A 15342-nucleotide genomic window follows, 5' to 3' on the forward strand; every position below is an offset into this window, starting at 1 on the left:
AGCGCGCGGGTAAATTTTGCCCTTAATTATACATACCCGCATCCTTCGACAAAGCTCAGGATGCTTGGGTTCTACCAGGACACCAGGTTCTATCAGAATGCTGTGATGCTCAAAAAGAGTGAACAGTAATTATTATTCAACTTGAGAAACTCTCCTCCGGCGTGATACAATCGCGCCAACAAAGCACAAACAATTGGAGGCACATATGGCTCTTGATAAATATGGATACTTTCTGGACAAAGAGAGAGAATTCGTTATAACCCGACCCGACACACCAGCGCCATGGGTCAACTATATGGGCAACGGACGCTATTTCGGCCTGATATCCAACACGGGCGGAGGATTCAGCTATTGGCTGGACCCAAGAGACAGCCGGATCACACGGTTTAGATACAACTGTCTGCCATGGGACCGTCCCGGCAGATATATATACCTCAAAGACATGGAAGACAATTACTGGAGCCTGTCGTGGCAGCCGACCGCTCATAAGCCCGATGAATATGAGTGCCGGGTCGGCATGGGATATGAGACTATCAAGATGCTGTATCGCAATGTGCGAAGTGAGGTCACATACTCCGTGCCCCTGGATGATGACCTAGAAATATGGCTGGTGAAGGTAAAGAATGAGGATATCGATCCCAAGCGCCTGGCTGTGACATCATACGTTGAGCTTTGTTTGGGTCATGCGCTGGTCGATCTCATAAACCAGCCCAACGATCAGCACTTTAATATCGTAAACTTCAACCGCGAAGACAACGCAATATACGCCACAAAAAACTATTGGGTGACGCACAAAGGAGTCTCTGTCGAGCAGCCAAATGAGGCGTGGGACCGCTACGTGTTTTTTACCAGTGACTTGAATGTGGAAAGCTGGGACGGCTCAAAAGACGCATTCATCGGACCATGGAGAAGCGAGCAGGACCCTGTTGGAGTCGAGAACGGCCTGCTATCCGACACAAATATCACCGCTGGTGATGCATGTGCCGCCCTGCAGGGCGAGATTCTGCTGGAGCCCGGTCAGGAAGTCGAGTTCGTGGTGCTGATGGGATGTGTGGGGGCTGAGGGATATCGAGAGAGATCGATTCCACTGATGGCAAAATACCGCTCACCTGAGGCGGCACATGCCGCGCTTGCAAAAGTGAAGGCGTACTGGGAGAAATATTTATCGTCGGCAATCGCCCAGACACCGGATGCGGATATGAACCGTATGATAAACATATGGGGCAAACGCCAGTCGTGGGTCACTTTCAACTGCAACCGGAACGCGGGTTACTATCACGGTGGGCTGCTGTATGGAGTCGGGATGCGCGACCAGTGTCAGGATATGATGGGTCCTATCATCAGCGACCCGAATGCTGTTGCCGACAGGCTCCTGGAAGTGCTGACGCATCAGTTCCAAAACGGCAGCACCTTGCATAACTACTTCAAACTAACCGGCCATGGCGAGAGGACCGGTCACTCGGATACTCCGCTCTGGATACCGCTGGCTGTAATCAACTACTTGAAAGAGACTGAAGACTTCGACTTTTTGACAAACGTCGTGCCTTTCCAGGATGGCGGTGAGGCTGACGTGCTCGACCATGTGATCCGCGCATGCGACTTTGTGTTGAGTCAACTCACCGAAGACCACCTGCCCAAGTTCGGACCGGGTGACTGGAACGATACGCTGGACTATGTGGGACGAAAAGGCAAGGGTGAAAGCGTATGGGTGGCGCACTTCCTGTGCTATATATTGCGAGAGACTGCCGAGATGCTCGACAATATCCTGCAAAAGATCACCTGCCCCGGCACTAACTATATATCAGATACTGCAGCAAGATTCCGCAGGGAATATGACCTTGTCAAAAACGCGATCAATGAAAAATGCTGGGATGGCAGTTGGTATATCCGCGGAATTCGTGATGATGGAGATGTCATCGGATCGAGCAAAAACACCGAGGGCAAAATATTCACGAATGCCCAGAGTTGGGCTGTGATTTCCGGTGTTGCGGACCAAACAAGAGGAAAACTGGCGCTGGACTCCGCTGACCAACTGTGTATAACTTTGAGGGGGCCAAAGATTTTATCCCCAAGTTATACACAGCTTGATGGAGGTATAGGTTTGGCTACAAGATGTGTTCCCGGCAAGAAAGAAAACGGCTCAATCTTTAACCATGTCGCCGCATGGGCAATCCTGGGAAACCTGGTCCTCGGCAACGGTAATAGAGCGTATGACTATTACAGAAAAACTTTGCCAATGGTCCAGGCGCATGATCCTGATGTGTATAAGATGGAGCCTTATGTTTATGCAGAGTACGTCACCAGCAACGATCACCCCACTTTCGGGCAGGCCAGCCACTCATGGCTTACAGGCTCGGGAGTGTGGATGTTCAGAGACGCGCTGGACTATATCCTCGGCGTCCGACCGACATATGACGGCCTGATTATAGACCCATGCATCCCCGACAAATGGGACGGGTTCAAAGTGACGCGAAAATTCAGAGGCGCGACATATGATATAGAGGTCAAGAACCCCAAGCATGTGCAGAAGGGTGTAGAAAGGCTGGAGATGGACGGCCAAATAATAGATGGGCAGGTTTTGCCGCAGATTGAGAAAGGGCGCATGGCGAAGGTCGTGTGTGTGATGGGCTAGGATGTATCTTAGGAATTCGGCTAAAGCAGTTATAGTAAAAGACGACAAAATTTTATGTATAAAATGCAAAGACGACTGGAGATTTTTTTATCTCCTGCCGGGTGGAGGACAGGAACCCGGAGAAACCCTGCCTGATGCCGTTCGTCGTGAGTCTCGTGAGGAAGTTGGGGCGGATGTGGTTGTTCATGATCTCATTTTCGTAAGAGACTACATAAGCGCTAATCACGAATTCGCAGAATATGAATCGGAAGTCCACCAGGTCGAGCTGATGTTTAGTTGTGAGCTTGCCGATGGCAGCAAACAGGAGTTTGGTGATTTGCCTGACAAAGATCAGATTGGCATTGAGTGGCTCGATCTCGACGAGTTGGAAAGCTATAGACTATATCCTATGGCACTCAGACCTTTTCTGATAGATAGAAAATTCGACTGCACAACATATATTGGGGATGTCAACTGAAGCAGGGATGTACGGCAAGCATGGTTAACTTGAATGATGGTGAGAGTGCTGTCCTGCCATAACACAGTGATAACACAATTTGCAATAAAGCTTACCGGCACCTGAACAAAAAGTGTTCTGGAGAACAATATGTATATACTGGATATGGAACAAGTCACTCCACAAAATTGGAATTATAACGTCAGTTCGCAGCTTAGAACACACGTCTATTGTCGTGAAGAAGCAGCCCTTGCCATGGGAGACGCAGCCAGGGATGCAATTGAAAATATCCAGCAGCTCGACGCCAGGCGCACTGAATTTCGCGCAAGGCTTATTGAAAACCTGGGCGGGCTTCCTCCGAGTGATACGCCGCTCAATGCACGCATTGTCGGCAAAGTCGACTGCGACGGGTTCACTATAGAAAAAGTGATCTTTGAATCACGTCCGGGAGCATTTGTCACTGCAAATCTGTACATACCGAACGGCATCACTTCTCCGAGAGGAACAGTCCTGTTTCTGAGCGGTCACTCACCACAAGCCAAACAATTTCCTCCATATCAAACGGTGTGCCAATGCCTGGTCAAGGCCGGGTTGATTGTAATGTCGCAGGACCCGGTAGGACAGGGTGAGCGGTTCGGCTATTATGAGCAATCGCTTCGCCGCTGCACCGTGGGATGCGGGACCACTGAGCATGATTATGTGGGTTGGCAGTGCCTCGGCCTGGGAGATTGTATCGCAAGATACTTCATCCACGACGCCATGCGTGGAATAGATTATCTACTGACCCGCCCTGAAGTCGATGCGGCGCATATCGGAGTCACGGGCTGCTCCGGCGGAGGTACACAGACAGGCCTTATGATGATCTGCGATCAGCGCATAGCAGCGGCTGCTCCCACAACATATATCACAAACCGCAGGACGTATATGCACGCCGGATTGGGACAGGACCAGGAGCAGATATGGCCGGGGCTGACTGCTCTCGGGTTCGATCATGAGGACGTTGTGATGATGATGGCTCCCAGGCCGGTGCAGGTCCAGGCAGTGACCTATGATTTCAACCCTATAGAAGGCACCCGCCGCACAGTGACCAGGTGCAAACGGTTCTGGGAGATGTACGGCAAGGCAGACTGCCTGTCACTTGTCGAGGACGATTCGGTACATATGTATACCAGACCGTTGGCAAATGCCGCTGCAAGGTTCTTTGCACATCACCTGCTTGGCCGGGATTGCACTCCTGAGGACTACGATATTAATATTCTTGAACCGAACCAGATCTGGTGCACCAAGTCGGGACAGGTGAGAGGCGAAATAACGGACGCGCGCTTCGTGTATGATGAAAACCAAGATCGACTGGCTCGACTGAAATCAGAATCCAATAATCTCAACAAAGAACACGCATTGGCATGGCTCAAAGACAAGGTAATCGACTGCCGGCAGAAGTGCGACCTCAACCCCAGATTCTATTTCACAGAACACATCTCAGAGCTTGAGGTGAAGGGCTGTTTCTGGTGGTCGCAGCCGGATATCATAGGTTTCGGGCTGTGTTTCAGAGATTTTGCCCATGCGGATGAGAGTCTGCCGGTTACCATAGCTCTATGGGACGAGGGCTCCAACAACCTGCGCTGGCATATAGACTGGATTCGCAAAACATGTGCTCAAGGCAGAGCCGTCCTGGTGTTGAATGTCACCGGAATGGGTGCGATCAAGTCTGATGCGTTGAACACACGACTACTGCAGGCAACATTCGCTACCATTCACAAGCTCACCACTGAACTTATACGGCTTGGTGACAGTCTGGCGGCTATACGTATATACGACATCCTCAGAGCACTGGATGTAATCGGTATCTGGCCGAATCTGCAGGCTGATGACATTCGCATCTATACACATGGTCGATATGACATCTATGCCCGGATTGCGTCCGCTCTGGACAAACGGATCGGCGGCATCGAATCCATAGACGGGATGGGAAGCTATGCTGACTGGGTAGGCTCGCGCTACTATAATGAACACGACATCGCCGGATTCGTGATGCCGGGGATACTGCGGAACGTAGACGAAAGTGTGCTTGCCTCAGGATAAAACCCAGATGCATTCTGGAGTTACCGAATCCTGGAATCGTTAAATTCTGTTTCGGGTGCGATCGGATATCGCACCCGAACATAGGATAAACACATGGATATGCGTCCGAACCTTAGCTCAGAATTTTCTTGATCGATAGAGCGTTCTCTACCGCATAGCCCATGTAGTCGTTGTTGAAGTAGATATACACGTCACCATTCTTGAGGAAATTCTCTATGTAGCGGGCGCAGGAGTTCAGATGACCCTGAGTGTATTTGCCGTGTGTCGCCTCGCCGCCCGAATGCATGCGGATATATGTAAAGTCACATGTAGTCTTCATATGCTGCGGCAGACCTGGGGCGTCCATTATGCAATACGCAACATGATAATTTGCCAGCATAGACCACAGCAGATCGTTGTGCCATGACTCATCCCTGAACTCGAAGACATGGCGGACGTCTTTGGGCAAGATTTGCAGAAAATTCTCCAGTCGATCCAGGTCTAAGTGCCAGTTGGGTGGAAACTGATAGAGGATCGGTCCCCGCTTATCGCCAAGACCCGCGGAATGCGTCAGGAGCCTCTCGAGAGGCTCTTCCGGCTCCTTGAGGCGCTTTATATGTGTCAGATATCGGCTGGCCTTTACGGCGAATGTAAAGCCGTCGCGTGTCTGAACCCGCCATTTCTCAAAGGTAGATATCTCGGGGAGTCTGTAAAACGAATTATTTATCTCGACAGTATCGAACACGCTTGAATAATACTCCAACCACCTGCTCTGCGGCAGGTCATCGGGGTAGAACCTACCTCGCCAGTCACTGTAATTCCAGCCGCTGGTTCCACAGTATAGTCGAGACATTATCACTTCGCCAACTTTCGTCCAGGGTAAGAATCCCCAGAACGATCTGGGATCAACGATTTTTATCACGAAAACACGAAAACTAAATCTCTTGTTCCGGACCTTTCGTGTTTTTGTGATTGGAACTATCCGGCAGCTTTATGCTTTTTACCCGCTTATTGAAATATGCGCGCTCCAACATGACCCTATGCCCGCATTTGAGGCATTTTATTCCGATATCAGCCCCGACTCTCACAATCTCCCACTCATATGAACCGCAGGCATGAGGCTTACGCATAGTGGCTATATCCCCAACGTTCATTTTGCTTTCCCAAGCCAATCTACAAGCGACTGCATCTCACCAGGAATCGGAGCCCCGAATGAGAGCCTCTTGCCGCTTGACGGGTGATCGAACGACAGTGAATATGCGTGCAAAGCCTGGCCATGCAGCGCTTCGATCAACTTCGACAACTCGCTCTGTTCGAGTTTGCCGTATGATGAGGGTATCGCGCGCTTTGATCCGCCATATGTCGGGTCGCCGACCACCGGATGGCCAATGAATGAGCAGTGAACCCTGATCTGATGGGTCCTTCCTGTATCCAGCTTGGCCTCAAGCAGCGTAAAACCCTTATAACGCCCGATAACCTTGAGATGAGTGATCGCCTCGCGTGCTGTGTAACGATTGGTGTCTTTTATAACCGACATCTTCTGGCGGTCAGTTGGGTGGCGGCCTATAGGAGCATCGACCACTGCGTCATTGAACTTGGTCTCGCCCCACACCAGTGCCATATACCTGCGCTCGACTGTGCGTTTTTGGATCTGGTGCTGGAGTGACTGGTGAGCAGAATCCGTCTTTGCCACAACCAGCAGGCCGGTGGTGTCTTTGTCCAGACGGTGGACTATTCCCGGCCTCTCTACGCCGCCGATGCCCGAAAGATCATCGCTGTGGGCAAGTATCGCGTTGACCAGGGTCCCATGTTTGCTGCCGGGAGCCGGGTGGACGGTCATGCCCCTGGGCTTGTTTATGACCATTATCTGGTCATCTTCATATACGATGTCCAGCGGGATATCCTCGGCCGCTACCTGCATAGGCTCCGCAGGAGGAATATTCACACTGATACTGTCGCCGGGCATCACCTTATAATTTGCGCGGTGGGTTGAGCCATTAACGAGCACATTGCCGTCGTTGATGAGCTTCTGAATGTAGGACCTGGATACGCCCTCGATACGCTCGGCAAGATAGACGTCCAGGCGGGGATTGTTGCTCTCTTCTACTGTAAAATCATGCTTTTCCACGAGTCATTAGTTCGACAGATGCTCCCGGAAAACCTGCGTACAAGATTAAGAGCCAAGATCACAGGAATCGCAGTTGCCCCGAACTTCCCGTTACCTGGCTCGTCGTCCGTTCCGGCCTGCATATACAGGCCCGTGTTGGAGAAGGACCATTCGGATCCTCCATCGTTTGCTGGCTTCGCAGATTGTTATCGACCCGCGAGGAGCAGCCTGTTCCCAACCACCACACAACTGGTCGGACACTTACTATTTACCCATCCACAACAGCTATTCCTCTGCTTTGAGCAAAATCAGGTAATTATGCTTAAGTGGAAAGTCTGGCGTCCATTGTTTTCCGCTTTAGGTTCTGTATTAAGTTCTGTAATAATAATAATTGCTTCAGCCATAACACAATACCTCACACATATTTAAGCAAACAATCATTGACAAATCTGCATGGTTGAATATATAATGGCTGTAAGGAAATAATTCACATTGATTGTACATGACTTGTTCTATAAGTGGACAGCAGATACCGCAACAACAAACACACAACACATACTGGAGGGGAAATAATGAAGAAACTCACTGCGATACCGGCAGTGCTTGTGTTGCTGGGTCTGGGCATTAGTGCACAGGCTGTCACCATCGACACCGTCACAGTTGGCGATCCGGGAAATGGAGCAGACACTGCTGATCACAGTGGAAACCCAAACGGTCAGGGATCAGTATCCTACACCTACAACATTGGCAAGTATGAAGTGACAGCAGGGCAATATACGGCGTTCCTGAATGCCGTGGCTGGTGTGGACACATTCGGACTGTACAATACAAGCATGTGGTCGAATAGCTACGGCTGTAAGATCGAACGACATGCCGGCAGCGGGACGGTAGCTGACCCATACCAATACCGCGTGGCGGCTGACTGGGCAAACCGTCCCGTGAATTACGTGAGCTATTGGGATTCCTGTCGGTTCGCGAACTGGCTCTCAAATGGCCAGAAAGCGGGAGCACAAGACGCCACCACTACCGAGGATGGAACATATACTCTGAACGGATACAATAGCGTGGATGGCCGCAATATTCAGCGAAACACAAACTGGAAATGGGCAATAACCAGCGAGGATGAGTGGTATAAGGCCGCATACTACAAGGGCGGAGGGACAGATGCAGGTTACTGGCTGTATCCGACTCAGAGTGATGCCACCCCATCCAATCAACTAGTAAATCCGACCGATCCGGGCAACAACGCTAACTTCTACCAGAACGGTTACACTATTGGCAATCCATACTATTTGACTGAGGTTGGAGAGTTCGAAAACTCTGAGAGCGCATACGGCACATTCGACCAAGGTGGCAATGTGCAGGAAGTAAACGAAGGCATTGCATATCAGAGTCTGCAATTTGTTTTTCGCAGCCTGCGCGGTGGTTCGTTCTATAACAACTCCTCCACCCTGCAACCGTCGTTCCGCGACCTCTATGACTCGACGTGGGAGGACGCAAACGTCGGATTCCGTGTTTCTCAAGCTGTTCCTGAACCGTCGTCAATTATCCCTCTGCTTGGCGGTTTGACGGGACTCATCGGGTTGAAACGGCGTAAGGCGTAGCTCTATGCGCTGCGGTATTCACTCTATTGCCCGCCGAAGCTAACCCGGATTATGCGCTTACCGCATAATCCGGGTCTCTGAGAGCATTATTCACGTTTTTCGTGAATAATGCGGGCTAAGCTGAGGCGGGCTTTGCATTTTACGCACAACCTCAACTTAGGCTTCGCCCGGAATGAGAATGTGTGAAGCTTTATTTACCTGAATGAGCGGATTGCTTTGGAATGGACTGTGTAGTATAGGGCGCAGATTAGGCTTGCCGCGCCTGCAATGGTCACGGCATTTTGAACACCAAGGTGCTCGGCAAGAAATCCGATCAACAACGCTCCTATAGGCGAAAGGCCCGAGAGCACGAATATTCGCAGGCTGATGACTCTGCCACGCAGTTCATTGGGAGCAGCTTCCTGAATTATGCTGTTGGAGACGGACATAAACAGCATGGAACCCAGGCCAGTCATCACAAGAAACAGCAGAGCAACATGATAACTGCCGCTGCGGCCAAATGCCAACAGGCTGAGCGCTGATAGTATCCCTCCAAAGAGGACCAGCGTTCGCTGCCTGAACTGGTGGCCGAGAGCCGTAGTGCCCACTGCTCCCATCAGTGCACCCGCTCCCATCGCTGCCATAAGCATGCCCAGACCCTTGGGTCCCATATGATACACCTTGTCGGCAACAACAGGCATCACTGTGCTCATCTGACCGCCGAAAAGGCCGGATATGCCCGTCATAATCAGCAAATCGCGTAGCAGGTTGGAGTGATATGCATGCGACATGCCTTCCCGAATCTGAGTGCACATGGGACCAGACTGAGCACCGCTCCTAAACCCGTAGCTGGTCATCATCAACAGCGCAATAAGTGCAGCAACATAACTGACGGCATTTATAAAGAAGCAATTGGCTATCCCCACAGCAGCCAATACAACACCGGCAAGTGCGGGTCCAATTACTCTTGCGCCGTTGAATGCGGTCGAACTCAACGAGACCGCACTGAGAACGTCGTTCTTGTCGCCATCAACCATATCGACGATCATGGACTGCCTAATCGGTGTATCAAGCGCGTTTATGGCGCCGATGAAGACCGCGAGGACCATTATATGCCAGACTCGGATCAGCCCCATATATGTCAGAGCCGCCAGAACAAAAGCCTGAACCATCGCCAGGGTCTGAGTAACGATAACAACCTTACGCCTGTCGAACCTGTCCGCTATGACCCCGGCGGGCAGGCCCAATATAAGTGACGGGAGCGTGCCGGCTGCGCCGACTATACCCAAATCCAGCGCGGAACCCGTGAGCTTCAACACCAGCCAGCCTTGTGCGACCGACTGCACCCATGTCCCGCTGAAAGATATTACCTGGCCGATCCAATAGAGCATGAAGTTGCGATGTCTGAACGCGCGCAGACCCTGCGGGCCGTGCCAGGGCTTGCCTACTGCAGGCCTGTCAAAAGTATCTTGTGTCTGCAACTTGTCAGGCATCAGCGTATTATGAGTCGTCGGAATTCGGTTATCGCAATCCGAAATCGTAGAGTTCGTGTTTCGAGTGCGATCAGATATCGCACCAGATCAGAGCACCATCAAATGCTCATAAAGTAAAAGGCCGGGGTCTTCTCCCGGCCCAACTCAAAATTCAGAATTCAAGATTATCTTACGCATGCCAGTCAACATTCGTGACTTCCTTCGCATGAGCCTCTATGAATGCCTTGCGTGGCTCCACCTGGTCGCCAAGAAGGATTGTGAACATTTCATCGGCCTCAATCGCATCATCGACTGTGACCTGTGCAAGCCTTCGCGAATCGACGCTCATGGTGGTATCTGCCAAGTCTTCAGCATCCATCTCACCAAGACCCTTGAACCTGGTGACTATTGCATCTTTCTTGTTGGAAAGAGAGCGGAGTATTTCATCGCGCTCGGCATCATTCTTTGCGTAATAAATCTTGTCCTTGCCTGCCTTTATCCTATAAAATGGCGGCTGAGCGATGTATATGTGACCATCATCCACAATAGGCTTCATGTATCTGAAGAAGAATGTGAGCAGCAGAGTGCAGATATGGCTGCCGTCGACATCCGCATCAGTCATGATTATGATCTTATCATAGCGCAGCTTGGACTTGTCGAATGTGGCGCCGTTGCCGTTTTTCTTACCGTTTCCGTTGCCATTACCATTACCGTTTTCGCTGACGGCCTCGACCACATCAAGATCGAGCTGATCATCTTCGTTATCCATTGCGGAGTGAGTAATTCCAGTTCCCAAAGCCGCTACAAGAGACTTGATCTCTTCATTTTCAAGAGCTCTGTCCATGCGCGCCTTCTCGACATTCAGAATCTTTCCGCGCAAGGGCAAAATCGCCTGATTGTGTCTGTTTCTACCGGCCTTGGCATTGCCGCCTGCACTCTGTCCCTCAACAATGAATAACTCACACTTGGACGGGTCGCGCTCAATGCAGTCGGCCAGTTTACCAGGCAGAGAGGCATTTTCCATCGCAGACTGGCGCTTGACCATATCTGCTGCTCTGCGCGCAGCCTCTCTTGCACGATGCGCCGTGAGAGCCTTGTCTATGACCCTGCGCGCACCCGTCGGGTTCTCTTCAAGAAACTCACTCAGCTTCTCGCCGACTATCGAATTGACTACACCATCGACCTCACTGTTGCCCAGTTTGGTCTTGGTCTGACCCTCAAATTGAGGTCGAAGTATCTTGACTGAAATAACTGCCGCAAGACCCTCGCGCACATCGTCACCCGTCAGGTTGGGGTCTTTTTCCTTGAGAAGGTTATTCTTACGAGCGTAGTTGTTCAGGACCCTGGTAAGAGCCGTCTTGAATCCTGAAAGGTGCGTGCCACCCTCCTGGGTGTGAATGTTGTTTGCGAATGTCAGGATGTTTTCCTGGAAAGACTCATTATACTGAAGCGCGACTTCAACTGACGCATCCTCGCGCTCACCTGCAAAATAGACCACCTTGTGCAGAGGGTTTTTGTTGCGGTTGAGATGCTCGACAAACTCGGCAATACCGTTTTCATAGTGAAAGACCTTGGTCCTGGTCTCATCACTCTCGGCCTGCTCGTTGGTAAACGTGATCGTCAGACCCTTGTTAAGGTATGCAAGCTCCCTGAGACGGCTTACAAACACGTCCGGGTGATAAATAATCTCACCGAATATCTCAGAGTCGGCCATATATGTGGTTGTCGTGCCGGTGGTCTCTGCAGCGCCTATCTCCTTCAGAGGCTCGCACGGCACACCGCGCTCATAACGCTGGTGGTAGCACGTCTGGTTTCTGCAGACTCTTACCTCGCACCACTCGGAAAGAGCATTCACAGCTGAAACTCCGACACCATGCAGACCGCCTGAGACTTTATATCCGCCACCGCCGAACTTGCCGCCCGCGTGGAGCATGGTCATGGCGACTTCGACACCGGAGACCCCCACTTCACTGTGGATATCGGTCGGTATTCCTCGGCCATTGTCTACGACAGTCACCGAATTGTCCGTACGCAGGATCACTTCGATATGCGTACAGTAGCCGGCAAGGTGCTCGTCAATACTGTTGTCGACGACTTCGGTAAAGAGATGGTGAAGCCCGCGTGAACCGGTGTCACCAATGTACATAGCCGGACGCATACGAACGGCCTCTAAACCTTTCAGAATTTGAAGGTTATCGGCATCATACTTAGGCTCGCATTTCCGGCGCTTTTTGCCCGTTTCTTCGAGGTCTTCTCTCTCGTTAATGTCATCTGCCATGTGGTTATATTTGCTCCTATGAGTGGGGGTATAATTGCTCTTTTAGCCAACAAAATTATAGCACTTCGGCAAGCTCGCGGTCAAGCTCGGCAGCGTGATTTTACAGCTAATCCAAGCTCCTTTAGGCGGAGTCTCATAGCCCATGTCGAGACCCCGAACCGCTCGGCCATTATGCTCAGCCTGCAGGACGGATTGTGCACGAGTTCATCATAGTGACGCCGTATCATGTCCTCGGGCATCAGCAGCAGAGCCGCGAACCTGTCGCATGCGCGTTCCATTATTGTGCGTCTGGTCTTGCTGGTGTCGAGGAAAAACAGCCTGCTGTCTGCTGAAACGCGGCTGCCCAGCAGGTGATGGCCGATCTCATGCGCAAGTGTGAACCGGCGGCGCGCAGGAGATATGGTATACGAGTTATTTATTGCAATCACAGGTGGAGCACCCGGTAGACGCAGATATACGCCGTCGATCTCAGCTACGAAGTCGCGCTCATGCACGTCTATTCCCAGTCTGGACGCCACTAAATCCAGATCGACAGGAGGCTCAAGCCCCAGCGTCTTCCACGCTTTATATGCGTAAAGCTCCGCTTCATCCTGAAAATGGAGCCTGGACACTATTTGCCGCCTTTTGTTCCGTAGCGCTCTTCCATCTGCCTGACGAAGTCGATTATCTGCTTCTTTCCAGCTTCTGGAATGTTCTGCTGACCTCTCAACGCAAACTCAACTGCCTTGACCGCATCCATCTTGGATGGGTCGGCGGCATAACCGGCTGCAGTGCGCAGGTCATTTTCATCCAGGTCGTCAAAGCATGCCGCGATCTTGGCAATGACTTCCTCCGAGGGCACCCTGCCGTCGGACATGTCCTTCCAATAGGCGGCGCTGATGCTCGACTTGAATGCCGCAGCGCGAAACGTCAGAGCGTTCCTTTGCAAAAAAGACTTGACCATCTCACCGAATTCGCTCGAAATTCTGCTCATGGCAATCGCCTCCGTTCACTAATAGTAGTTATAACATGAATGCTATTGCATGTCAAGAAAAGAAAATGCAAGAACAAAAATGTGAATTGCGGCGTCATCTATCATGAAGACATACAATTGCGGGAGGCAGGCTCATGAAATTGAGGATTGTTGGTATCATTGTGCTGATATTTGTTTCGACGGGCACCAGTGCGGACAGTTTCGGCATACACAAAATGATGGTAGGTGACAAGGTCCTTGAAGTTGTTGAGACCCGTCAGCTTACTTTTCGTGATGATGGGGATGTCCAGAGCATCACAATATCTCCAGACGGAAAATATGTTGTGTATTTAACTATTCAGCCGAATATAGACAGCAACAGCAGGATCGCGCGGATGTATCTGGTCAAACTCTCCAATGAGAAGTCGATCATGCTGATGGAAGGAAGTCTGCCGGACAACGATTATCCCGATATATATCAATGGAAGCTGCCTTCATATGTCTATTGGTCGCCCAACAGCAAGTATTTCACTCTTAATGCCGGGCTGAAAATGGAAGGAAAAGATGACAATGGCAAACCATACCGGCGTAGAGAAAGCCTGCTGATCTTCGACACGATGGGATCCATGACCGGATCATATTACCTTCCAAAAGATTACTACTACTTCCCCAGCAAATGGAGCCCGGATTCGAGCAAGGTAGCACTGGTATCTCGCGGCAACAGGGACAAAGATACCGGTGAATGCGATAACACCCTCATTGTGTATGATCTTTACAGCAAACAGGCTCAAACGCTTTTCACCATCAGGAGCCGCACGCTGACAATTGATAAGTGGACTAGCGACAGCGAAGGAGTAATTTGTTGTGAAAGCACCGGTGACGGCAAGTATGTATTTCACAATATCTCTCTGGATGGACAAGCATCCACTCAAACGGACGCAGAGTCCGCCGAATATAGCTATGAATTGCTGCATAACATTCCATTCGACCTGATATCTACTGATGACGGAACAGCAATAAAAGAAATTTCAACGGGCAAGACTCTGTGCACAATTAAGGGATTGAAATATTATCATGCCTGGGCTATACCGAAAACCAGGTTTGTGAGATATTGGACGCAGCAGGACATACAAATCGAACCTAACGGTGCGAAAACAAAGCTCTGCTATTGCTGGCTTGTGTATCCCGAAGGCGAAAAACAAAACCGGATGTGTGTGGCCACTGCAGACAGACATGGAAACGATGTGTGGAGCGATAACGGCCTCAAAATTGCATATGTCAGCGAAGGCAAAGCGTTTGTTACCGATCTTGAATACCGAAAAGCCACGCCGAGAGAAAAAACGGCTGCGGGTGTTCCATTGACTGACGAAGAGACCAGGACTCTTCTGCTGGAAAATGCGCATCAGATATCTGACGCCATTGAAGTCAGCATCATGAGCTCAGAATATTACCCTTCCCAGGATGATTTCATCAAAAGAATTGGATACTATCTGCGTGACAAGACCTCTCTATTGCTGCCCGGCACTGACAAGATGGCTGTGACATACTTCAAGCCGGATGACAAATACAACATTGCAAACTTGCCGCCAGCCGACACGATTATCGCGACGCTGGATTCGGGCTACGGGTGGAAGCTCAATATTTATGCGGACGGCAGGGTCGGGGAAGCGCTTAAGTAAACAACCGAGTTCGGCCGTCATGAATTTCCGGCTCAGCAGGAGCTTCGCCCTCCCAATTACAGGCGTTCGAGAAGATGAGGATTTAGCCTTGCTTATAAAATCATCCACCGGCTATTGACATTGCAGGCAGGCTGTTGTAAAC

12 protein-coding genes are annotated in these 15342 nt (G+C 50.7%); 5 read left to right on the plus strand and 7 right to left on the minus strand.

Annotated features, from left to right (window positions below; genetic code table 11):
• The first annotated feature begins 205 nt into the window (after positions 1-205).
• The 3 genes from LLG46_02820 to LLG46_02830 all read left to right on the plus strand — a co-directional run bounded on the left by LLG46_02820 (position 206) and on the right by LLG46_02830 (position 5150).
• Positions 206-2632 (plus strand): glycosyl transferase family 36, encoded by a 2427-nt coding sequence (locus tag LLG46_02820; protein ID MCE5322230.1) that lies wholly within the window; start codon positions 206-208, stop codon positions 2630-2632.
• A 1-nt stretch (position 2633) separates the two neighbouring features.
• Complete coding sequence (locus LLG46_02825) at positions 2634-3089, plus strand: NUDIX domain-containing protein (GenBank protein ID MCE5322231.1); 456 nt, start codon at positions 2634-2636, stop codon at positions 3087-3089.
• Positions 3090-3218: 129 nt separating this feature from the next.
• Positions 3219-5150 carry a hypothetical protein gene (locus LLG46_02830; protein MCE5322232.1) on the plus strand — a complete coding sequence of 644 codons (1932 nt, stop codon included), beginning with the start codon at positions 3219-3221 and terminating at the stop codon, positions 5148-5150.
• A 112-nt stretch (positions 5151-5262) separates the two neighbouring features.
• On the opposite strand, the gene LLG46_02835 is transcribed toward LLG46_02830, so the two are convergent.
• The 3 genes from LLG46_02835 to LLG46_02845 form a co-directional block, all read right to left on the minus strand.
• Complete coding sequence (locus LLG46_02835) at positions 5263-5982, minus strand: DUF72 domain-containing protein (protein MCE5322233.1); 720 nt, start codon at positions 5980-5982, stop codon at positions 5263-5265.
• Positions 5983-6064: 82 nt separating this feature from the next.
• Positions 6065-6283, minus strand: a complete 219-nt coding sequence (locus LLG46_02840; GenBank protein ID MCE5322234.1) for a DUF951 domain-containing protein — start codon at positions 6281-6283, stop codon at positions 6065-6067.
• Positions 6280-7257, minus strand: coding sequence for an RluA family pseudouridine synthase (locus LLG46_02845; GenBank protein ID MCE5322235.1), 978 nt, complete (start codon positions 7255-7257; stop codon positions 6280-6282). The genes LLG46_02840 and LLG46_02845 overlap by 4 nt, the downstream gene beginning before the upstream one ends.
• Before the next feature lie 551 nt (positions 7258-7808).
• On the opposite strand from LLG46_02845, the gene LLG46_02850 reads away from it, so the two are divergent.
• A complete protein-coding gene (locus LLG46_02850) occupies positions 7809-8840 on the plus strand; it encodes a formylglycine-generating enzyme family protein (protein MCE5322236.1) in 1032 nt (343 codons plus the stop codon).
• Between the two features lie 194 nt (positions 8841-9034).
• Here LLG46_02850 and LLG46_02855 read toward each other — a convergent pair whose 3' ends face one another.
• The 4 genes from LLG46_02855 to LLG46_02870 form a co-directional block, all read right to left on the minus strand.
• The gene (locus LLG46_02855) at positions 9035-10300 is read right to left on the minus strand and encodes an MFS transporter (GenBank protein MCE5322237.1); all 1266 of its coding nucleotides are present in this window, start codon (positions 10298-10300) and stop codon (positions 9035-9037) included.
• 181 nt (positions 10301-10481) lie between these two features.
• The gene (locus LLG46_02860) at positions 10482-12569 is read right to left on the minus strand and encodes a type IIA DNA topoisomerase subunit B (GenBank protein MCE5322238.1); all 2088 of its coding nucleotides are present in this window, start codon (positions 12567-12569) and stop codon (positions 10482-10484) included.
• A gap of 80 nt (positions 12570-12649) precedes the next feature.
• Positions 12650-13180, minus strand: a complete 531-nt coding sequence (locus LLG46_02865) for an ImmA/IrrE family metallo-endopeptidase (GenBank protein ID MCE5322239.1) — start codon at positions 13178-13180, stop codon at positions 12650-12652.
• Entirely contained in the window at positions 13180-13542 is a 363-nt protein-coding gene (locus tag LLG46_02870) for a hypothetical protein (GenBank protein MCE5322240.1), read from the minus strand. The genes LLG46_02865 and LLG46_02870 overlap by 1 nt, the downstream gene beginning before the upstream one ends.
• Before the next feature lie 134 nt (positions 13543-13676).
• On the opposite strand from LLG46_02870, the gene LLG46_02875 reads away from it, so the two are divergent.
• Positions 13677-15200, plus strand: coding sequence for a hypothetical protein (locus LLG46_02875; protein ID MCE5322241.1), 1524 nt, complete (start codon positions 13677-13679; stop codon positions 15198-15200).
• Positions 15201-15342: the final 142 nt, after the last annotated feature.

The sequence above is a fragment of the bacterium genome (genome assembly GCA_021371935.1).
Taxonomy (GTDB): domain Bacteria; phylum Armatimonadota; class UBA5829; order UBA5829; family UBA5829; genus UBA5829.

Bases quoted from the DNA above. Each gene is read 5' to 3' on its own strand.
- LLG46_02820 (MCE5322230.1), top strand. From the start codon at position 206: ATGGCTCTTGATAAATATGGATACTTTCTGGACAAAGAGAGAGAATTC.
- LLG46_02825 (MCE5322231.1), top strand. From the start codon at position 2,634: ATGTATCTTAGGAATTCGGCTAAAGCAGTTATAGTAAAAGACGACAAA.
- LLG46_02830 (MCE5322232.1), top strand. From the start codon at position 3,219: ATGTATATACTGGATATGGAACAAGTCACTCCACAAAATTGGAATTAT.
- LLG46_02835 (MCE5322233.1), bottom strand. From the start codon at position 5,982: ATGTCTCGACTATACTGTGGAACCAGCGGCTGGAATTACAGTGACTGG.
- LLG46_02840 (MCE5322234.1), bottom strand. From the start codon at position 6,283: ATGAACGTTGGGGATATAGCCACTATGCGTAAGCCTCATGCCTGCGGT.
- LLG46_02850 (MCE5322236.1), top strand. From the start codon at position 7,809: ATGAAGAAACTCACTGCGATACCGGCAGTGCTTGTGTTGCTGGGTCTG.
- LLG46_02860 (MCE5322238.1), bottom strand. From the start codon at position 12,569: ATGGCAGATGACATTAACGAGAGAGAAGACCTCGAAGAAACGGGCAAA.
- LLG46_02870 (MCE5322240.1), bottom strand. From the start codon at position 13,542: ATGAGCAGAATTTCGAGCGAATTCGGTGAGATGGTCAAGTCTTTTTTG.
- LLG46_02875 (MCE5322241.1), top strand. From the start codon at position 13,677: ATGAAATTGAGGATTGTTGGTATCATTGTGCTGATATTTGTTTCGACG.